The following is a 19606-nucleotide window of genomic DNA, read 5'->3' as shown; positions in this document are numbered from 1 at the left end:
GGCAAATGTTAAAGGCACCGGGCCGCTGCAACGCACACCGAACGGTGATGTTCCTCCCGAAAGGAGGGCCTTTGTTGCCGGCGCGGTAGTCGTCTCGTTCGTCGCTCCCGGTCCGTGCGTAACGATGGGCCTCCCGGGGCCACTACCTGGTGACGCGCAAGACCCGGACCCCGGACGGACGGAGAAGCAGGCGGTGGCAGACGAGGCTCACGACGAACGACGCTTCACCGCGATCTACGACGAGTGCCGCCAGCGCGTGTGGGCGTACGCCGCCAGCCGCGCCGGACGGCAGGTCGCGGACGAGGTGGTGAGCGAGACGTTCGCCGTCGCGTGGCGGCGGCTCGCCGACGTCCCCGACCCGGCGCTGCCGTGGCTGCTGGGCGTCGCGCGGAACGTGCTGCGCGGCGGACACCGCGCGGAGGTGCGGCGCGAGTCGTTCGCCACCGAACTGGCGCGGTGGACGGCGCGTCCCGCCGGCGACATCGCCGAGGACGTGGCGGAACGCCTCGCCGTCCTCCGCGCGATGGCGGCGCTGCCGGACGGCGACAGGGAGATCCTGATCCTCGTCGCCTGGCAGGGGCTGACGCCGCGCGACGCCGCCCGCGTCGTCGGCTGCTCGCCCGCGGCCCTGCGGGTGCGCCTGCACCGCGCGCGACGCCGCCTCGCCAGCGCCGCGGAGAGCGCCGAACCGCCTCCGGCCGCGGGGCAGGCGGCGAAGGCGAGCCCGGCGGGGACGCGCCGGCAGGTGAAGACCATCACTGAGGAGATGTCATGAACGACGTGCTGCGGACCCTGCGGGACGCCCGGCCCGCCGAATACGACCCCGACGCGCCCGTCGACGAGCACGTCCGCCGAGCGGAACTGGCGCGCGCCATGGCCACCGCGCCCGAGCCGCCCGTGTCGCCGCCCGTGTCGCCGCCCATGCTGCCGCCCGTGCCGGTGCCCGTGTCGGTGCCGGCGCGGAGGCGGCGCTTCCGTCCGGTGTGGGGCGCCGGGCTCGCGGGGACGGTGGCGGCCGGGGCGCTGGCCGCGGTGGTGCTCGTCCCGTCCGGCGAGGACGGGCCGGAGCCGCCCCGCGCCGGCGGCGACACCGAGTGGACGCTCGACGCGAAGACCGTCCTGCTCACCGCCGCGCAGAAGGCGGACGGACGGCCCGACACGATGCGCGCCTACTGGCACACGGTGTCGATCGGATCCAGCACGCACACGGTGGGGAAGGCCGGGGCCCGCTACAGCGTCACGGCCAGGAGCAAGTACGAGGCCTGGACGCCGAGCCGCCCGAACGGCAAGGTGCACGGACGCGACCAGTACCTCGGGGCGAAGCCCACCACGCCCGCGGACGAGGCCGCCTGGCGCCGCGCCGGGTCGCCGGACACGTTCGAGGTCAGGGTGCCCATCGGCCCGGGCAGCAAGATCACCAAGCCGGCTCGATGGAAGCTCGCGCCCGCGTCGCCGCAGTCCTGGGCCTCGCCGCTGACCGGCGGCGACACGGTGTTCTGGCTCGGCCGGAACGTGACGATGAAGCAGCTGCGGGCGCTGCCGTCCGACCCGAAGCGGCTCAAGGCCGAGCTGATGCGGTGGTACGAGGGGCACGACACCGAGTCCGACCGGCCGATGGACGCCGGCGACTGGCTCTACGAGGTGACACGCGGAATGGTGCTGGCCATGCCCGTGCGGCCCGAGGTGCGGGCGGCCGGATTCCGGATGCTGGCCGGGCTCCCGGCGGTGAAGTCGATCGGTCAGATCAAGGACCCGCAGGGCCGGACCGGCGCCGCCATCGCCGTGGACAAGAAGACGCCCGGCGGCGTGATCCGCGACCAGATGATCATCGATCTGACCACCGGGGCGGCGCTGGCCGGCGGCACCGTCATGCTGAGGCCCGCGCCCGGCTCGGACGTCCCCGCCGGGCGGACGATGAGCTCCGAGGTCGCCCTCACGGCGGAATGGACGGACACGCCCCCGCGCTGAGAAGACCCCGACCGGAAGGGACGGCGCACGCAGGTCAGCGCCGTCCCTTCTGTGAGCGCTTCGCTACCGCGGGCGTTAGTGGTCTATATGTGATCAGGCGCTTTTGGGAGTTCGGCGGGCGGTTTTCTGAGCGGCCCTGCGCTGCGCGGCGGCAGCCCTGGCACGGTTGAGGCTATCCCTGACCTTGGCGGCGCCGCGGCTGGCGGTCGCGGAGTCCTTGGCGCGTCCGGCGTAAACCGCGAGGACTTCGGCGACGGGCGGCGGCTGCCATTCCTCCTTGAGGACGGGCGGCAGGACGGGAACCGGTGCGGCGGCGGAGTTTCCGGGCACGGGGACGAGCGCGAGATGCGATTGGCAGTGCGGGCACTGCACCCCCGGATGGGTGTCTCTGCTCATAACAAGAATGATTACCCAAGGGTCTGACAAAACGGGGACGCCGCCCTTTTGCCGGGGCCCTTCGGACGGCGTCGCCGCCAGATCACGAGGCGGTTATGTGTTGTCGCCGTCCAGGTGGATCACGCGGACGGCTTCATGGCGATTGTCGTGGTGCAGGAGCGTCGCGCCGGAGCAGACGAGCGCGACGATGATGGCGAGCCAGGCGACGGCGCGGCCCCCCTTGAGGCCGTAACCGCAGGTGATCCAGAGCAGGTGCAGGCCCCAGCGCCGCCACGGCGCCGGTTCGCTGCGACGGCGCCTCTCCAGCGCGCTGTAGCGGAAGTCCCTGGCGAGGCGGCGGTGGCCGGAGTCGGCGCTGGCGCGGGCCAGGTCGCAGTACAGCGCGGCCAGCGGGTCGTCACCGCGGGCCGTGCCCGTGTCGGCGGCGGCGTGGTCGAGGTCGTCGGCGAGGACGGCGCGTCCCGGGCCGCGGCGCGCCCACGACCGGCGGCGGGGCGCCGTCGCGAACGTGCAGTCGCCGGTGATGCGCAGCGTGTCCGGGCGCCGCAGGCCGAGGAATCCGCAGCCGCTCAGGTCGACGTCGATCAGCTGGATCCGCTTCGCGTCGACCCGGCGCAGCGACGTCAGCCGGACGGATCCCCGTCCCGGCCAGGACGGCTCGGCGAGCCCCTGGATGCGATGCGCCAGGGAGCGGATGCACAGCGTCCCGTCGAAGTCGGCGTCCTCCAGGTCGAGCTCGGTGTGCCGCAGCCGGAAATCGGCCTCCCCGTGGACGGTCGCCCCCCGCGCGGTGACGTACCGCGCCGCCGCGTGGACGCGGAGCCCGCCGTGCGCGGTGGAGTCCGCGAGCCCGATCCGGCCGCCCGCGACCAGCGGCCCGAGCCACGCGCCGCAGCGGAACTTCGTCCGCTCGAACCGGGCGTGCCGGGTGACCTGGACGCGTTTGAACGAGACCGCCCCGCCGAAGCACGCCGCCTGCATCGCCGCGTCCCGTCCGAACCTGGCGCGGTCGAAGCAGGCCGCGCCCATGAACACCGTGTGCCGGAACGAGGCGTCGGCGAGCCAGCCCGCCTCCCCGAACAGCGCGTCCTCGGCGAAGACGGCCTCCTCAAAGGACGCGTGCCGGTGGAAGCGTGCCGCGTGGAAGGAGACGTTGCGTCCGAAGCGCGCTCCGCGGAACGAGACGTTGCCGAAGAACCGCGCGTCGTAGAACGAGGCGCCGCCGAGGAAGCAGGCGCCGTCGAACGAGCTGTCGCCTTCCACGCAGAAGCCGCGCAGTGCCGCGTCCGACGGGAGCACCGCGCGGTCGAAGCGGGTACGGCCCAGGTGGGGTCGCCCGTCGGGGCCGGTCAGGGCGTCCAACACGGCGTCCAGCAGCCACGCAGGGACGGTGACGCCGCGCAGGTCGACGTCTGCGCCCGGACGGAGCGAGTCCACGAACCGTCCGAAGTCGTCTGGCGACAGATGGGCGGGACAACCGCCCGACCCATCGACGGCGCGTCCCATGCATCCGTGGACGGCTGAGCATCGCGGCCAGAACACCGTGGTAGTGGACTGCGGAAAAGGCTCCTGATGGGTCACGGTTCTCGGTCTACCAACGGTGCCTCCCACAGTGAAGCCCTCTTCGTAGAGAGTTCGGTGCTCCCCCACGGCCACCTTGTGCGGCGTAGTGTGAGGGCCTGTGGGGGAGCGGAGCCGGTGGGTCGCGGACGTGGACGCCCATCCCGGAGACGCGCCCGACCTAGCCCGCGCTGTCCTCGGCCGGCTCGTCGGCGCCGGGGTGGTGGTCGCCGAACGGACCGACTGCGTGCTCGGCGACGTCCCCGGCGGGTACGCTCCGGGCCCCTGCGCCTCGACGATCGTGACCGCCGACCCTGTCGACCCCGCCGCCCTTGGCGGATTCCCCGACGTGTGGCCGAACGGCCTGGAGGTCGACGTCGGCCGGACCGCCTTCTACGGCAACATCCGCGAGGACGACCGCGTGACCTGCCCGCACTGCGCCGCGTGGCTGCCGTTCGAGACCGTCCTGCCCGAGGTGGAGGAGTGGCTGGAGGGCGGCCCGGACTCGCTGGTCTGCGCCCGCTGCACCGCCCGGACGGCCCTCAACGCCTGGCAATGGCCCGTGCCCTGCGCGTTCGCCCAGCTGGGCCTGCGCTTCTGGAACTGGCCGCCGCTCACCCAGACGTTCGTCGACGACCTGAAGCGCCACCTGGGCCACCGCTTGGTCACCGGCCACTCCGGAACGTAGCCGAGGCCGTCAGGAACGTAGCCAAGGCGTCCCGGAACGTAGCCGTGGCCCCCGGTACGTAGCCGAGGCCGTCCGGTAGGTAGCCAGGCTGCTCAGGGGGTCGGGCGGTCCGTGTTATGACCCCGGGAACCAGGGGGATCATCGGAGTGTCTGATACTTCAGCTAATCGACCGAGTTCTACTGTCGTTCACTTTGCTCAGGGAAAATCACCGCATGACCGTCAATCCAGGACATATCCCTCATCATGCCGAGGCGTTGCCGGAGGACCGCTTCCTCGATCGCGAGGAGAGCTGGCTCCGGTTCAATCAGCGCGTCCTGGAGCTGGCCGAGGATCCGGCACTGCCGCTGCTCGAACGCGTCCGGTTCCTGTCGATCTTCACCAGCAACCTGGACGAGTTCTTCATGGTCCGCGTCGCGGGCCTCGCCCGCCGGATGGCGACCGGGCTCGCCGTCCAGTCCGCCAGCGGCCGGCAGCCCCGCGAGGTGCTCGAACGCACCGGCGAGGTCGCGCACGAGCTGATGGACCGGCACGCCGCCTGCTTCCGCGACGACCTCCGGCCCGCGCTCAGCGACGAGGGCATCGACATCCTGCGCTGGGACGAGCTGGCCGAGACCGAGCAGGAGCGGCTGCGGCGGCTGTTCCGCGACCGGATCTACCCCGTCCTCACCCCGCTCGTCGTCGACTCCGCGCACCCGTTCCCGTACATCTCGGGCCTCTCGCTCAACCTCGCGGTGATCGTCCGCGACCCGGAGACGGACGCCACGCTGTTCGCGCGCGTCAAGGTCCCCCCGCTGCTGCCCCGGTTCATCGAGGCGTCCCCGGACCGGTTCACGCCGCTGGAGGACGTCATCGCCGCCCACCTCGGCCAGCTGTTCACCGGGATGGAGGTCGTCGAGCACCACGCGTTCCGCGTCACCCGCAACCAGGACCTGGAGATCGACGACGACATCAGCGAGGGCCTCCTCCAGGCCCTCGAACGGGAACTGCTGCGCCGCCGGTTCGGCCCGGTCGTCCGGCTTGAGGTCGAGGAGTCGATCTCCAGCGGCGTGCTCGAACTGCTGACCACCGAGCTGGCCGTGGACGAGGGCCAGATCTACAGCGTCGTCGGCCCGCTCGATCTCGGCGGACTCGCGTCCATCGCCGACCTCGACCGGCCGGAGCTGAAATATCCCCCTTTCGTCCCGTCCAAGGAGGCACTGCCGGCGGATGCGAGCATCTTCAGCGCCATCCGTGAACGGGACGTGCTCCTCCACCACCCCTACGACTCGTTCACCACGACCGTCCAGCGGCTGATCGAGGACGCCGCGACCGACCCGCGCGTCCTCGCGATCAAGCAGACGCTGTACCGGACGAGCGGCGACTCCCCGATCGTCGACGCGCTGATGGCCGCCGCCGAGGCGGGCAAGCAGGTCGTGGTCGTCGTCGAGCTGAAGGCCCGCTTCGACGAGCGCGCCAACATCGCGTGGGCGCGGAAGCTGGAGACGGCCGGCTGCCACGTCGTGTACGGGTTCGTCGGGCTGAAGACGCACTGCAAGCTGGCGCTGATCGTCCGGCAGGACGCGGAGGGCCAGCTACGGCGCTACTGCCACATCGGCACCGGCAACTACCACCCGAAGACCGCCCGCCTGTACGAGGACTTCGGCCTGCTCACCGCCAACCCGGAGGTCGGCGAGGACGTCAGCGCCCTGTTCAACCACCTCACCGGCTACTCCCGGCAGGGCTCCTACCACCGGCTGCTGGTCGCGCCGAACAGCCTGCGGTCCGGGCTCGTCCAGCGGATCGAGCACGAGATCGAGAACCGCCGGGCCGGGCATCCCGCCCGCATCCGGATCAAGTGCAACTCCCTCGTCGACGAGGTGATCATCGACGCGCTGTACCGGGCGTCGCGCGCCGGGGTGCCGGTGGACGTCTGGGTCCGCGGCATCTGCGCGCTGCGTCCCGGCGTGCCCGGACTGTCGGACGTGATCAGGGTGCGGAGCGTCCTCGGCCGGTTCCTTGAGCACTCCCGGGTGTTCGCGTTCGAGAACGGCGGCGAGCCCGAGGTGTGGATCGGCAGCGCCGACCTCATGCACCGCAACCTGGACCGCCGCGTCGAGGCCCTCGTCTCCGTCACCGACCGCGCCCACCGCGACGGCCTCCTCGACCTCCTCGACCGCGCCATGGACGACGGCACCGACGCGTGGGCCCTCGCCGGCGACGGCGCCTGGACGCGGCTCACGGCCGACCCGGGCGAGGCCATGCAGGACATCCAGACCCACCTCGTGAAGACCCGCCGGTGGAGGACGGTCGATTCCCAATGACGACCCGTGCGTGTGCCCCGGGGGGTGTGGGGTGGCGCCGCCGGTAGCCGTCCGGGCCGCCGGCACCCTGCTCTGGCGCGACGCCTCCGGCCGGGAGGGCGTCGAGGTCGCGGTGGTCCACCGTCCCCGCTACGACGACTGGTCGTTCCCCAAGGGGAAGATCGACAAGGGCGAGCACCTGCTGCGGGCCGCCGTCCGCGAGACCGAGGAGGAGACGGGCATCGTGCCCCGCCTCGGCCGCCGCCTGCCGGCCAGCACGTATCCCGTCCGCGGCCGGACCAAGCAGGTCGACTACTGGGCGGCCAGGCCCGTCGCCGGGAGCGCGTTCACCGCGAACCACGAGGTGGACGAGCTCGTCTGGCTCCAGCCCACCGAGGCCGAGGCCAGGCTGACCTACGGCCATGACGTCGACCTGCTCCGCGAGTTCCTGCGCGGCCCCAGGGACACCGCGCCGCTCGTGATCCTGCGGCACGCGTCGGCCGGGGAGAAGGTCGACTGGCGGGAGGCCGACGAGCTGCGCCCGCTGGACGCCGCCGGGCGTGCCGAGGCCGCCGGGCTCACCGGCCTCCTGCACGCCTACGGCCCGGCCCGGCTGATCAGCTCCGCGACGGCGCGCTGCCTGGCGACCGTCCTGCCGTACGCGCGGCTCGTCCGCGGGTCCATCACCACCGAGGCGGCGTTCACCGTCGGCGCCACCAGCCCGGAACGTTCCGTCGAACGGCTCCTGTCCCTGATCGCGGACGGCGTCCCGACCATCGTGTGCACCCACGGCGAGGTCGTCTCCGAACTCGTCACCGGCCTGTGCAAGGAAATGGGAGAGAAGGTCCCTGACGACCCGAGCCTGCGCAAGGCGGAATTCTGGGTGGCGCACCTGGCCGACAACTCAATGGCGGCACTGGAACGCCACACCCTCTAGAAGGACGGCCCCAGCGTCTGTGACCAGGTGGTCGGAAGCCGTTCCCTGGCCGCCTGCGCTTCGCATTCCTCCCGCCCGTACAGGACGCCCAGCGTGAACGCCTCCTCCGGAACCCGCGTGCGTTTCGCGGCCGCCTCAAGATGCTCCATGGCGATGACACCGTCCTGGTACTCGCCGAGGACCTCCTGGATGCGTTTGGCGTCCTTGACCAGCCGCTTCGCCGCCACACCCAGCACCGGAACCGCCAGCTCCGCCGCGTAGCGCGCCCGCTTGGCCGCCTTCCGCGTCTCGTGCCGTGCGACGGCCGGATCGTCCGCCGTCTGGATCGACGCGTAATCCTTGGCCATCCGATCCCACGCCCGCGTGACCAGGATCGGCAATTCCTTGCGCGCCTTCTTCTCGCCGGTCCGCGCCAAAGGCGGATCGGTCACCAGCCGGTCGAGTTCATCGAGCAGAGCGAAATACCGTGCATCTTTGAGGTTCGCGTTCAGTCGCCGATAAGCGGCCCGCTCCTGCCTTTCCAGATCGTCCAGCAGGAACTGCGGCGCCTTCGCGAAACGCATCCGCAGCACCTCACGGTCGCGCACCTCGCCTAGGACCGCGGCCAGCCAGCGCAGCTCCGGGCCCAGCGGGACCGTCCGCTCCGCGTCCAGAACCGGCCGGTAGCTGCGCAGCGCGCTCCGCAACCGCCGCACCGCCACCCGCATCCGGTGGACGGCGTCGTCCTCGCCCAGCCGCGCCTTCGGGTCGAACGCCAGGACCGCCGTGACCTGGTCCGCGAGATAGGCCAGCACGACCTCCCCGGTCGTCACCGCCGGGGCCTTCCCGTTGCACGTCGCGGCCGCGATCCACGACCGCGCCGCGCCCCGCGCCGCCGCGGCCTCCGACGGCACGACCGCGTCCCCCAGCAGCCGCCCCAGCTTCGACGACGACTTCGCCTTCCGCGCGCCGCTCTTCCGCAGCCGCTTGCCCGCCGCCTTCAGCAGGTCAGGCGGCCCGGCGCCGAGCTCAACCTCGACCTCACGCCACCGCACCGGCTCCCGCGCGCCGTCCGGCTCCCGCTCCCCATCCGGCTCGCGCTCGCCGTCCCGTTCGGCGCGGCCCGTCACCAGGTCGTCGGCGACCTCCGCCAGCTCCGTCCCGTCCGCGTCGAGCAGCCGGACCACCGTCCGCGCGGTCTCCAGCGTCGCGACCGGACGCAGCTCAGCGCCCCGCGTGTACGCCGCGACCAGCCCCGCCAGCCGCGCCGGGACCACCAGCGGCCGCCCCAGCGGCGCCCGCAACTCCTGCCTGCTGTCCGGCCCGGCGGGCATCTTCAGGTGCCAGCCCGCGTCCGTCCCGCCCCGGCGCCGCCGCAGTGTGATTCCGTGCGCCGCGAGCCGCAGATCGGCGGTGTCGAAATACGCGGCGTGCAATTCATGGGCCTCGGGCTCCGTGACGGATGCCACACCCGGCAGCCCGTCCAGCTCCGGCAGGACGAAACCGGCGACGGCGTCGTACTTCTGCTCGATCTCCAGATGCCTCTCGGCCACGCTCAGCTCCTCAAAGGACGTCGGCAACGGCGGCGCACACCCAGTTGACAAGCATTCCACGCCAAGGTGAACAACGACAGAAATCTTGTGGTCAGCCGCTTCCGCCTAGCATGCGTGGGGTGCGCACACTGGTTCTCTGGGACATCGACCACACCCTCATCAACGCCGGCGGGCTCAGCTCCGAGATCTACGGAACGGTGTTCCAGCGGCTCATCGGCCGTCCGCCCGAGAAGGTCGCCGACATGGCCGGACGCACGGACCTCGCCATCACCACCGAGACCCTCCGCCACAACGGTATCGAACCCACGCGCGACCTGATGGCGTCATTCACGAATGCCCTCGCGGACGCATTCACCGTCCGTCAAAACGAATTCGCGGAGCGTGGCCACGTCCTGCCCGGCGCCCGCGCCGCCCTGAAGACCCTGGCCACCAACCCCGGCGTCATCCAGTCGGCCCTCACCGGAAACATGCGCCCGATCGCCGTGTGCAAACTCACGGCATTCGCACTCATCGACTTCTTCGACCTCGAAGTCGGCGCCTACGGCATGGACGGCATCGAACGCCCACCCCTGGTGAAACTTGCCCAACAGCGCGCGACGTCCAAATACAACGAGGACTTCACCGCATCGAACACCGTCCTAATCGGCGACACCCCGCACGACGTCCGCGCGGGCCACGAAGGCGGCGCCCACGTAGTCGCCGTCGCAACCGGCGCCACCCCCGCCTCCACCCTCCGCCTCTCCGGCGCCGAGGTCGTCCTCCCAGACCTCACCGACACCCCCACAGTCGTCCAATCCATCCTCCGCGCCTAACCGACCCCACTTCATGCCCGCCGCGATAGCTCACCCGGGCCGCCGTCGCGGTCACGGACAGATCCAGCAGTAAAGGCGCCTGCCCCGGCCAACGGCCCGCTCGCCGATCCCGGACGGTCGGGCATGGGAGTTGCCACGAGCTGCTCCACCCTGGCCAGGGCATCACGGGTCTCCGACCCAGCGCTGAGCCGCGCCCGCTCGATCAGGTGACGTTGTGCCGGTGTGGGAGGTGAGTTCCGCGATGGGGCGTCCGCTGTCCCAGAGCCCGGCGACGTGGTGGGCGAACCGGTCGTACAGGCCGTCTTCCTGCTGGCGCTGGATGTGGAGCATCGGCGAGTCGTGTCCCACGAGGTAGGCGAGGTGCGGTGTCACGAGCATCTCGTCGTCGAAGACGAAGATGCTCATGGCGATGTGCTCGTCACCGTAGCGAGCCTCCACTCCCGATACGTTCGCGATCTTGGAGAGCTCGTCCATGGTGATCCTGATCCGGGTGCTCACGGTCAGCGGTACGGATTCCAGTTCCTCGCGGTGGCGCGTGGTGTCGCTGTCGGGATCCCCGATCAAGAACCTGACCCGGCAGCCGCGTTCGGCCTTGCGGCGAAGGGTGGTCCGGAGGTTGGGGATCTCCAGCCACAGGAAGTAGTTCGTGTAGCCGGCGAAGGTCAGTTCCTTGCCCGCGTCGCCGATGAGACGACGCCAGACGGATTTGGGGCAGGCGGACCGGTAGGGATACACCGCGATGATCTCGCGGTCCGGTCCGGTCTTCAGGTTCTTGCGGATGGCATCGGGCCACAACATGCCCTCATCAACTCCCAACGCGTCCGAGGCTGCCCAGCGGTGACGGGGGTGCGGCGTGCGACCTTCGTCGGCTATCCACCGGGCCACTGTCTTGACGTCCACTTGACATGCTTCGGCGAGTTCCTGCTCTGTCAGTCTCGCACCGGTCATTGCCTGTCGTAGTGCTTCGTTCACCACAACGGCACCCTTTCTCACGGGACGGTCAGGACGTTTTTCACGGTAGCTCGAAAACGTCCTGGACGTCCCGAGAACGGCGTTCAAGCGTCCGCGGGCACGGCGTACGACTGAACTGTCACCGACGGTGACTGCTTCGCCACATGCGGAAGGGCTGGTCATGAACCTGAATGGAACGAGCGGGCCGCCGCTCTATGCGTGGGACGTGGCCGAGGGGGCCTGCGGGGTGACCGAGGATCGGGACGCGGCGATTCGGCATGTGCGGCGGGGGCTTGAGGAGGGCGCGCCGGGGACGCGGGGCGAGGTGCGGCGGGTCGCGGTCTCGATGAGCGGTCGGGTCGAGTACCTGCAGCTCGGCGTGGTCGTCGAAGGCAGGCGCGACGCGCGGACCGGAGGCGTGGTGTGGGTGATATGACGGTGCTCGCGGCTGCGCGCCGGGTGGTCGGACGATGGCGGACCGTCCTGTGCTGGCGGACGGTCCTGGGCGACGAGATCGCCGTGCGGAACCTGGAACTGCTGTCGGTCGCGCTGAAGCCGAACGGCTGGCGATGCGTGGAGCTGTACGAGAAGCCGGAGTTCGGGTTCCCGGTGCCGTTGCTGTGGGTCTACGCGAGCGGGGCGGCGGACGACGTCGGCGCCGTGGTGACCGTGCGGGCGACGCCGGGTGGCACGTGGGGCTACTTCGAGGCGGGCAAGGGGCGCGGCGGGTTCCTGTCGCCGTGCGGCGATGCCACGGTGGCGGCCGAGCGGCTGGACCGCCTGCTGAAGTACCGGATGTTCCCCAACGCCGAGTGGACCTGGTCCCGGTGAACCCGGTTGATCGTCGGGAGGGCGGCGCGTAGCGTGGCCGGTACAAATGATCACTGCTGCACTGCTGTTCGCCGGCGTCGCCGCGCTCATCAACATCACGCCGGGCCTGGACACTCTTCTGGTGTTCCGGGCGTCGGCCACCCACGGCAAGGCGGCCGGGGTCGCCGCCGCGCTGGGAATCCTCACCGGCTGTCTGGGGTGGGGGATCGCGACCGCGGCGGGCCTGTCCGCGCTCCTGGCCGCCTCCCGGCTCGCCTACGACGCCCTGCGCATCGCCGGCGCCGTCTACCTGATCTGGCTCGGGACCTCCGCCCTCTGGCGTTCATGGCGTGACCGCGCGTCGCCGCAGGCGCAGGTGGACGTCGAACCCCCGATAACGCAGGGTCGATGGGCGGCCTACCGGGCCGGGGTGGCGACCAATCTCCTCAACCCCAAGGCCGGGGTCTTCTACATGAGCCTGATTCCGCAGTTCATCCCGCCTGGCGCGCCGCTGTGGTCGACGACGCTGCTCTTCACCGGGATCGACCTGGTGGAACTGGCGCTCTGGTACTGGTTCGTGTCCGGAGCCGCCGCGGCGCTGGGGGAGCGGCTGCGGAGCCCCCGTTTCCGGCGCTGGCTGGAACGGGTGAGCGGCGTCGCGTTCCTCGGCTTCGCCGCGAACCTCCTCACGGGCCGGCACTGAACCTACGCGAGGTGGTATTTCATGCCCATGTGGGACGGGCGGAAGCCGATCTTCTGGTAAAAGCGGATGGCGTCCGGGCGCTGCCGGTCGGTGGTGAGCTGGACGACGCGGCAGCCGCGGTCGCGGGCCTGGTCGATGGCCCAGTCGATCATGAGCTGGCCGAGGCCGCGGCCGCGCTGCGAGGCGGCGATGCGGACGCCTTCGATCTGGGCGCGCTCGCTTCCGGTGTAGGTGAGGCCGGGGATGAAGGTCAGCTGCAGCGTTCCGGCGACCTCGCCGGCGACCTCGGCGACGATCAGCGTGTTGTTCGGGTCTTTCTCGATCGCGGTGAAGGCTGTGACGTACGCGTCCGGAATCTCGTCCCCTGGTGTTTCGCGGGTGGATCCCAGGGGATCGTCGGCGAGTAGTCGGACGATCTGGGGCAGATCGTCCGCCGTCGCCTCGCGGAAGGTCACTTCTTGATCACGCTGCACGCCTCACAGGCTATCCGGGCGCTAACTTGCAACGTTCACGAACGTCTTGTAGTACTACATGTTGTAGTACTACGTTGAGTGGAGACCACCTCGACGAGCCGAACTGCCGGTGGTCTCGTCGCCGCGCAGGGAGATCCGATGCACAACAACGAGAACGAGGAACACTGGAGCGACCACGCCATCTGCCGCGGCGCCGATCCCGATCTGTTCTTCCCGATCGGCTACTCGGCGGCGGTGCTGAAGGCGCAGGAGGACGCCGCCAAGGCGATCTGCGCGAACTGCCCGGTGCAGGCCGAGTGCCTGGTGTGGGCGCTGCGGGTCGGCGAGCCCGACGGCATCTGGGGCGGGACGACGCCCGAGGAGCGCCGCTACCTCCGCCGGACGGCCGACGCCCCCGCGCGGCGCCCCCTCCCCGTCATCGTCGTCCGTGGGGACGCGTCCGAGCCCGAACACGCCTCCGCCGCCTAGGCACGCGCCCGCGCAGGCGTCCGAGCCGCGTCCGCCGCCGGGTCTGAGTCCGCGTCCGCCGCCTAGCCCGCCTCGGCTGTGCTCTTCGTCTTGAGGCGGCGGCCCTTTGGCCACAGGTAGGTGCCGGGACGGCGGCGCTCCAGGCGCAGGGAGCGCAGCGTGAAGCGGCAGACGGCCTCCTTGACGAACGCGGCGGTGCGGCCGCCGAGGATCAGGCCGAGCGGTGAATCGTCCCGCCGGACCGCCTGGATCACCCCGTCGCGGCGGCCCAGGCTGACGCACTGGATGAAGTACCTGAACCGGAACGGCTTCGGCTCGCGGCCCGCCGCCCGCGCGTTGATGACGTCGGCGGCGTGAGCACCGATCGGCATCCCCACCGCGCACGACATCCGGGACGTTCCGGCGCCGGGGATCTCGACCGCGGCGGCGTCGCCGACGACGTAGACGTCGGGGTGGGAGATCGATCGGAGCGTCCCGTCCACGCGTGCACGGCCCCGGTCGTCGACGGCGAGTCCCGCCTCCGCGGCCACCGCCGGGACGGTGAACGAGCCCGCCCAGACGACGGCGTCCGCCGGGATGTCCCCGCGGTCGGTGCGGAGCCGTCCCGGTTCGACGGCTTCGACGCGCGTGTTCGGGTGCCCGGTGATGTTGAGCCTGGTCATCGCCTTGGCGACGCGGGCGCGTCCGCGGGCGGAGAGCCCTCCGCCGGGCTCGGTCCGGGTCACGAGGGACACGCGCCAGGCGGGATAGGTCTCGGCCAGTTCGGTGGCGAGCTCGATGCCGGTCAGGCCGCCGCCCACGACGGCCAAGTCGCCGCCGCCGGACTCCAGGCGCGCCCGCAGAGCGCCCGCCGCCTCCGTGGTGTAGGCGTGTTCGGCGACGCCCGGGGTGCTTGTGTCGGTGCGGCTGCCGAGGGCGTACACGAGTGTTTCGTACGGGATCGTCCGGCCGTCGCCGGTCAGGACCAGCCGGGACGCCAGGTCCACGCCGGACACCTGGGCCGTCACCAGGTCGATGCCCGTGCCCCAGGTCAGCTCGGCCAGCGGGACCGTCACGCTGGGCCGTCCCGCCGCGAACTCGTGCAGCCTGATCCGCTGGGTGAAGTGGTCTCCGGCGCTGACGAGGGTGATGTTGTGTTCCCGGTCCAGCCGCAGCGCCGTCGTGAGGCCCGCGTACCCGGCTCCGATGACCACGATGTCCATGTCCGCCTCCTGCTTTCGTTGTGCCGCAAGAGGGACGGCGCCGTGACCGCGGTTGTCAGAGTGAGCTACGTCACCGTGACGTGGCGGAGCTTGGCCGGGTTGCGGACGACGTCCACCTCGGTGATCCGGCCGTCGGCGACGGTGAACGCGAGCACGCTGTCGACGGCGCCGTCGCCGTCCAGGATCACGACGCCCGGGGCGCCGTTGACGTCGCGGAACTCGGCGGACATGCCCGCGTACCAGCGCTCGACCATCCCCAGGACGAGCCTGGCGACGCGGTCAGGACCGGCGATCGGGTGCAGGGCCACGGTGACCACGCCGCCGCCGTCCGCCCGCCACACCACGTCGGGGTCGAGCACGGCGACCAGCGCCGGAAGGTCGCCGGTGGTGGCCGCGGCCGCGAACGCCTCGACCGCCTGGACGTGCGCCGCGCGGTCAGGCGTGCGCCGCGGCCCGTACTCCCGGACGCGCCCGCGCGCCCGCGACGCCAGCTGCCTCACCGCGCCCGCGCTGCGCCCGACGATCTCCGCGATCTCCCCGAACGGCATGTCGAACACGTCGTGCAGGACGAACGCGGTCCGCTCGGCCGGTGAGAGACGTTCGAGGACGGCGAGCAGCGCCAGGCTCACCGACTCGTCCAGCGTCACCCGTTCTTCGGGGCCCGGCTCGTCGACCACGGGTTCGGGGAGCCACTGCCCGACGTAGGCCTCCCTGCGCGCCTGCGCCGACGTCAGCGTGTCGTAGCAGATCCGGCTGACCGTCGTCGTGAGGTAGGCGCGGGGGGAGCGCACGGCGTCCTGGTCGGCCTGCCGCCAGCGCAGCCAGGTCTCCTGCAGCGCGTCGTCGGCGTCGGCGACCGACCCGAGGATCCGGTACGCGACGGACCACAGGTGGCCCCGGCAGGACTCGAAGTCCTCCATGATCCCCGGACCCTACCGCAGTGGCACGTTCCGGACGTTTCGCGCGTTGACCGCAGGGAGGCGTCCAGACTTACGGTGGCTGACATGAGCTATATCCCCGAGAGGCAACGTTCCGACGGGCTCGCCAAGCACGGGGCCCGCGCGCTGTCGTCCGCGGTCCTGATCGGCTCCGTGACCGCGGTGATGTGGGTGCTGGAGACGTTCGACTACGCGAGCGACGGATGGTTCGACCGGTTCGGGATCCAGCCGCGGGACGTGAACGACCTGCCGGACATCTTCACCGCGCCGTTCATGCACGGCGGTTTCGGGCACCTGATGGCGAACACGGTCCCGTTCCTCGTGCTCGGATTCATCGCGGCGGCGCGCGGCATCGCGAAGTTCCTCGTCGCGAGCCTGATCATCATCGTGGTCGGCGGGCTCGGGGTGTGGTTCACCAGCTCCGCCAACACGCTCGGGTCCAGCATCCTGATCTTCGGCTTCTTCGGCTACCTGGTCGGGCGCGGGATCTTCGAGCGGCGGCTGATCGACATCGGCATCGCGATCGCCGTCGTCGCCGTCTACGGGACGATGCTGCTCGGCGTCATCCCCAACGATCCCGGCATCTCCTGGCAGGGGCACCTGTTCGGGCTGATCGGCGGCGTGCTGGGCGCCTGGGCCCTGCGGCGCTCCACCGGCCGCGACACCAGCCAGGGCGCCGGTGCCGGTACCGGCGCGGGTGCCGGGCTCTAGTTCGGCCTGACGGTGACGTCGGAGACTACGGCGTCACGCGGCGTCTCCAACGCGGACACCAGTACGCGAGCCACCGTGGCGGGTGCGGCGAAGTCGTCCTCGGCGTAGGGGTGGCCTTCCTGGGCGCGCACCTTGCGCTGCATGTCCGTGGCCGTCCGTCCCGGGTAGACGGTCGTGACGCGCAAGGACGGCTCCTCGGCGCGTAGCGAATCGGCCAGGGCGCGCAGGCCGAACTTGCTCGCCGCGTACGCCGACCATTCCGGGTTGGCGCGCAGCCCGGCGGTCGAGTTGACGAAGACGATGTGCCCTTCGGCGGCGCGCAGCGCGGGCAGCAGCAACCGGGTCAGCTCCGCCGCGGACACCAGGTTGACCGACAGGTGCTGGATCCACTCGTCCGCCTCCATGTCGGCGACCGGCGCGAGATGCACCATGCCCGCCGCGTGGACGACGCCGTCCAGCCGCGCGGGAAGCCCCGCCACGGCGAGGGACGCCTCGATGCGGAGCGGCTCCGTCAGGTCGACCGGGATCGTGGTGACGGACGCGTCGCGCCGCCCCGCGGCGACCGCACTGGGGTTGATGACCTGCGTGGGGGCGTGCGCGGCGCCGCGCAGCCGTCCGGCCAGCTCGCCGAGGCGCTCGGGAGAGCGGGCGGTGAGGACGAGGTCGTGCCCGCGTTCGCGCAGCAGCTCCGCGACCGCCGTCCCGATGCCGCCGGTCGCCCCCGTGATCAGATACGTGCCCATGACGTCCCATCCTCGTGGATCCCCTATGGGTGTGGACGTCCGGGGCGGCCCATCAGTTCGCGCCGGACGCCGGGCGCAGTACCCGGGCGGTGCCCGCGATGAGCGCGGTCGCGAGTACCCAGCCGGTCGTGACCAGCGCGTACGCCACCCACCTGGTCCAGCTCACCGCGTCGTACGACAGCTGCTGCCCGAACGTGTCGAGCGGGATCAGCAGGTCGAGGGTGTAGATCAGGGCGTGGAAGGCGGGCAGCTCGTTCCCCGGCTTGACCGGACGCGGCTCCTCGATGGAGAACACGGTCGTCCCGAGGGCGAGGAGGGCCGCGAACCAGGCGAACGCCAGCCAGGGGCGGTAGCCGTACCCGACCGTCCAGTCCAGGACGTGGTTCCAGCCCTTCGCGACCGGGTGCAGCCGTCGGCGGCGGGCGCGGAGCTTGGCGAGCTGCACCTTGCGGGCGAGGTCGTCGTGGCCGATGCCGTGGTACCAGGCGGCGAGCTGCTCGTACGGCTGGAGATGGAACTCCGGGTCGCGGGACACCCAGCTGAGCCGGTCCTTGAACTCGGCGCCGCGCAGCGTCTCGTACGTCATGCCGTTCAGGTACAGCTCGTCCGGCCAGACGGACGGATTGTCCAAGATCTGCGAGATCCGGGAGTACGACAGCGACACCCGGCCCTTGATCCTCTCCACGGGCCACAGGAGCAGCTCGTCGGCCTGCATGTGGCTGGCGTGCAGCGCCATCCGTTCGGGGTCGGTCGAGTCGAGGCGCGACCTGGAGAACGACAGGATGCCGTTGAAGCGGGCGCTGCGCAGCCGGACGGTCCCGAGCGCGGTGAAGCCGTTGCTGAACTCGGCGGTGTCCTCGACGACCATGTTCTGCCCGTCCAGGGCGATCCGGCCGGTATTGACGAGGGTCGTCCCCTCCATGAACAGCCCGCCGCTCATCCGGGACCCGACGAGCCGCACGCCGCCGGTGATGGTCGCGTTCCGGACGAACGCGCCGACGTCCACGACGAGGGAGCCGCCGGACAGCGCCCACTTCTCCGGGGCGGTCGCGGTGATCGTCGTCCCGTTGAGGCGCAGGCCGCCGCTGATCTGCCCGCGCTGTAGCCGGACCTCGCCGTCGATCTTCGACCCGGACATGCTGAGGAAGCCGTCCGCGCGGAGGCCGCCGCCGTCGAAGCCCGGCATCCGGCAGTTGTTGAGCCGCAGCTGGCGGGTCTCGGCGTTGGAGAAGTCGGGCTCCTCGACGAGCCTGCAATGCGACAGCAGCAGTTCGTGCTCGACCGTCCCGCCCGAGACGTCAAGCCGTCCGATGACGTAGGCGCCGCGCAGCCGGACGGCCGCCACCGACCCGGGACGAGAATCGCCCGCGCCCAGCAGCAGCTGGGTGATGATCTCGGCGCGCACCATCCGCTCGGGCAACGGCCCCGCGGGACGGTCGTCGCCGAGCACGACCGTCGCGCCGGTGGGGAACGCGGCCCAGAGGCGCTGTTCGGCGTCGTTGAGTCCGGGGGGCTGGGGCACGGACACTCTTTCTAGACGGAGATCCCCTCCGCGATCAAGATCGCGGAGGGGATTTCACGGGCGTCTGGACGGGCCTAGAAGAAGCCGCGGCGGCGTCCGGCGTCCTGGAGGAAGCCGTCGAGCTGCTGCTCCCAGTTGGTGTTCTCGACGGTCGCGTAGTCGACCGTGAACCGGCTGAACGCGTCGTGCCCCTCGGTGAACGCGCCGCCGCGCTTGTCGAGCTCCAGCACGACCTCCATCGACTGCGCGTACGACACGAACGTCACCTCAAGCTGCTTGATGCCGCGCGCGTACCGGCTCGGAGGGAAGAACTCGATCTCCTGGTAGAACGGCAGCTCCTGGTGCACGCCCCAGATGCGGCCCTTCTCGCAGTCGGCGTTGCGGAACTGGAACCCGAGGTTGGAGAACGCCGCGAGGAGGCGCTCCTGCGCGGGCAGCGGGTGGATCGCGATCGGGTCGAGGTCGCCCGGGTCGATCGCGCCCGCGACCTCCAGCTCGGTCGCGAGACCGACCGTGGTACCGCGCAGCGGCTGCCCGTACATGTGGGTGAGCGGCGCCTCCCACGGGATGCTGAACTGGAACGGGATGCTGTGCCGGGCACCGTCGTCCAGCTCGAAGCCGCCGGCCACGCGCAGCTTGGCGTACTCCAGGTTCGAGGTGTACTCGTTGTCCCCCGACTCGATCTCGACCCTGGTGCGCAGGGCGAGGTTCACCGACTTGATGTCGGAGTCGTGCTGACCGCCGATGATGGCGATCTCGCCGGTGATCACGCTGCCGGGCGTGGTGTTCGGGTCGTGCAGGGTCGTTTCGATCGACGGCCCGCCGATGCCCATCGCCTGCCGCAGCTTCTTGAAGACCAAGGTCCGTCCTCCCGTGTTCGCGCACTACCGGGCGCTGTCCCATCCGTCCGGG

21 protein-coding genes are annotated in these 19606 nt (G+C 71.1%); 11 read left to right on the top strand and 10 right to left on the bottom strand.

Going from position 1 to position 19606, the window contains the following annotated elements; genetic code table 11:
- The first annotated feature begins 193 nt into the window (after positions 1–193).
- Both ACH34T_RS18950 and ACH34T_RS18945 read left to right on the top strand, forming a co-directional pair.
- Positions 194–775 (top strand): RNA polymerase sigma factor, encoded by a 582-nt coding sequence (locus ACH34T_RS18950; RefSeq protein ID WP_395993476.1) that lies wholly within the window; start codon positions 194–196, stop codon positions 773–775.
- Complete coding sequence (locus ACH34T_RS18945; RefSeq protein WP_395993475.1) at positions 772–1968, top strand: CU044_5270 family protein; 1197 nt, start codon at positions 772–774, stop codon at positions 1966–1968. The genes ACH34T_RS18950 and ACH34T_RS18945 overlap by 4 nt, the downstream gene beginning before the upstream one ends.
- A gap of 93 nt (positions 1969–2061) precedes the next feature.
- Here ACH34T_RS18945 and ACH34T_RS18940 read toward each other — a convergent pair whose 3' ends face one another.
- Complete coding sequence (locus ACH34T_RS18940) at positions 2062–2364, bottom strand: hypothetical protein (RefSeq protein WP_395993474.1); 303 nt, start codon at positions 2362–2364, stop codon at positions 2062–2064.
- Between the two features lie 93 nt (positions 2365–2457).
- A complete protein-coding gene (locus ACH34T_RS18935; protein WP_395993473.1) occupies positions 2458–3870 on the bottom strand; it encodes a pentapeptide repeat-containing protein in 1413 nt (470 codons plus the stop codon).
- A 175-nt stretch (positions 3871–4045) separates the two neighbouring features.
- On the opposite strand from ACH34T_RS18935, the gene ACH34T_RS18930 reads away from it, so the two are divergent.
- The 3 genes from ACH34T_RS18930 to ACH34T_RS18920 all read left to right on the top strand — a co-directional run bounded on the left by ACH34T_RS18930 (position 4046) and on the right by ACH34T_RS18920 (position 7829).
- Positions 4046–4612, top strand: a complete 567-nt coding sequence (locus ACH34T_RS18930) for a hypothetical protein (protein WP_395993472.1) — start codon at positions 4046–4048, stop codon at positions 4610–4612.
- A gap of 213 nt (positions 4613–4825) precedes the next feature.
- Positions 4826–6913 carry an RNA degradosome polyphosphate kinase gene (locus tag ACH34T_RS18925; RefSeq protein WP_395993471.1) on the top strand — a complete coding sequence of 696 codons (2088 nt, stop codon included), beginning with the start codon at positions 4826–4828 and terminating at the stop codon, positions 6911–6913.
- A gap of 31 nt (positions 6914–6944) precedes the next feature.
- A complete protein-coding gene (locus ACH34T_RS18920) occupies positions 6945–7829 on the top strand; it encodes an NUDIX domain-containing protein (RefSeq protein WP_395993470.1) in 885 nt (294 codons plus the stop codon).
- Here ACH34T_RS18920 and ACH34T_RS18915 read toward each other — a convergent pair.
- Positions 7826–9361 (bottom strand): CHAD domain-containing protein, encoded by a 1536-nt coding sequence (locus ACH34T_RS18915; protein ID WP_395993469.1) that lies wholly within the window; start codon positions 9359–9361, stop codon positions 7826–7828. The two genes, ACH34T_RS18920 and ACH34T_RS18915, sit on opposite strands and share 4 nt — an antisense overlap.
- Positions 9362–9480: 119 nt before the next feature.
- Here ACH34T_RS18915 and ACH34T_RS18910 point away from each other — a divergent pair, with 119 nt between their 5' ends.
- Positions 9481–10173 carry an HAD family hydrolase gene (locus ACH34T_RS18910; protein ID WP_395993468.1) on the top strand — a complete coding sequence of 231 codons (693 nt, stop codon included), beginning with the start codon at positions 9481–9483 and terminating at the stop codon, positions 10171–10173.
- Positions 10174–10335: 162 nt separating this feature from the next.
- On the opposite strand, the gene ACH34T_RS18905 is transcribed toward ACH34T_RS18910, so the two are convergent.
- On the bottom strand, positions 10336–11145 hold the full coding sequence (locus tag ACH34T_RS18905; protein WP_395993467.1) for an XRE family transcriptional regulator: 810 nt from the start codon (positions 11143–11145) through the stop codon (positions 10336–10338).
- Between the two features lie 160 nt (positions 11146–11305).
- Between ACH34T_RS18905 and ACH34T_RS18900 the strand changes: the two genes are divergently transcribed.
- From ACH34T_RS18900 to ACH34T_RS18890, 3 genes are read left to right on the top strand one after another with little or no spacing between them, the layout of a single operon-like run.
- Entirely contained in the window at positions 11306–11560 is a 255-nt protein-coding gene (locus tag ACH34T_RS18900) for a hypothetical protein (RefSeq protein ID WP_395993466.1), read from the top strand.
- The gene (locus tag ACH34T_RS18895; RefSeq protein ID WP_395993465.1) at positions 11557–11955 is read left to right on the top strand and encodes a hypothetical protein; all 399 of its coding nucleotides are present in this window, start codon (positions 11557–11559) and stop codon (positions 11953–11955) included. The genes ACH34T_RS18900 and ACH34T_RS18895 overlap by 4 nt, the downstream gene beginning before the upstream one ends.
- Before the next feature lie 46 nt (positions 11956–12001).
- A complete protein-coding gene (locus ACH34T_RS18890) occupies positions 12002–12637 on the top strand; it encodes a LysE family translocator (RefSeq protein ID WP_395993464.1) in 636 nt (211 codons plus the stop codon).
- 2 nt (positions 12638–12639) lie between these two features.
- On the opposite strand, the gene ACH34T_RS18885 is transcribed toward ACH34T_RS18890, so the two are convergent.
- On the bottom strand, positions 12640–13092 hold the full coding sequence (locus tag ACH34T_RS18885) for a GNAT family N-acetyltransferase (protein ID WP_395993566.1): 453 nt from the start codon (positions 13090–13092) through the stop codon (positions 12640–12642).
- A gap of 156 nt (positions 13093–13248) precedes the next feature.
- Between ACH34T_RS18885 and ACH34T_RS18880 the strand changes: the two genes are divergently transcribed.
- Positions 13249–13578, top strand: coding sequence for a WhiB family transcriptional regulator (locus ACH34T_RS18880; protein ID WP_395993463.1), 330 nt, complete (start codon positions 13249–13251; stop codon positions 13576–13578).
- 62 nt (positions 13579–13640) lie between these two features.
- Here ACH34T_RS18880 and ACH34T_RS18875 read toward each other — a convergent pair whose 3' ends face one another.
- Together ACH34T_RS18875 and sigJ are read right to left on the bottom strand one after the other, a co-directional pair.
- A complete protein-coding gene (locus ACH34T_RS18875; RefSeq protein WP_395993462.1) occupies positions 13641–14780 on the bottom strand; it encodes an NAD(P)/FAD-dependent oxidoreductase in 1140 nt (379 codons plus the stop codon).
- A 65-nt stretch (positions 14781–14845) separates the two neighbouring features.
- Positions 14846–15700, bottom strand: a complete 855-nt coding sequence (gene sigJ / locus ACH34T_RS18870) for an RNA polymerase sigma factor SigJ (protein ID WP_395993461.1) — start codon at positions 15698–15700, stop codon at positions 14846–14848.
- An 84-nt stretch (positions 15701–15784) separates the two neighbouring features.
- Between sigJ and ACH34T_RS18865 the strand changes: the two genes are divergently transcribed.
- Entirely contained in the window at positions 15785–16429 is a 645-nt protein-coding gene (locus tag ACH34T_RS18865; RefSeq protein WP_395993460.1) for a rhomboid family intramembrane serine protease, read from the top strand.
- On the opposite strand, the gene ACH34T_RS18860 is transcribed toward ACH34T_RS18865, so the two are convergent.
- The 3 genes from ACH34T_RS18860 to ACH34T_RS18850 form a co-directional block, all read right to left on the bottom strand.
- On the bottom strand, positions 16426–17172 hold the full coding sequence (locus ACH34T_RS18860; protein WP_395993459.1) for an SDR family oxidoreductase: 747 nt from the start codon (positions 17170–17172) through the stop codon (positions 16426–16428). The genes ACH34T_RS18865 and ACH34T_RS18860 overlap by 4 nt on opposite strands.
- A 52-nt stretch (positions 17173–17224) precedes the next feature.
- Entirely contained in the window at positions 17225–18694 is a 1470-nt protein-coding gene (locus ACH34T_RS18855; protein WP_395993458.1) for a hypothetical protein, read from the bottom strand.
- A 74-nt stretch (positions 18695–18768) separates the two neighbouring features.
- Positions 18769–19554 (bottom strand): sporulation protein, encoded by a 786-nt coding sequence (locus ACH34T_RS18850; protein ID WP_395993457.1) that lies wholly within the window; start codon positions 19552–19554, stop codon positions 18769–18771.
- Positions 19555–19606: the final 52 nt, after the last annotated feature.

Source organism: Actinomadura sp. 9N215 (genome assembly GCF_044326345.1).
GTDB lineage: Bacteria > Actinomycetota > Actinomycetes > Streptosporangiales > Streptosporangiaceae > Spirillospora.
The sequence above is the reverse complement of the archived record's forward strand: the minus strand, read 5'-3'. Positions and strand labels throughout refer to the sequence as shown.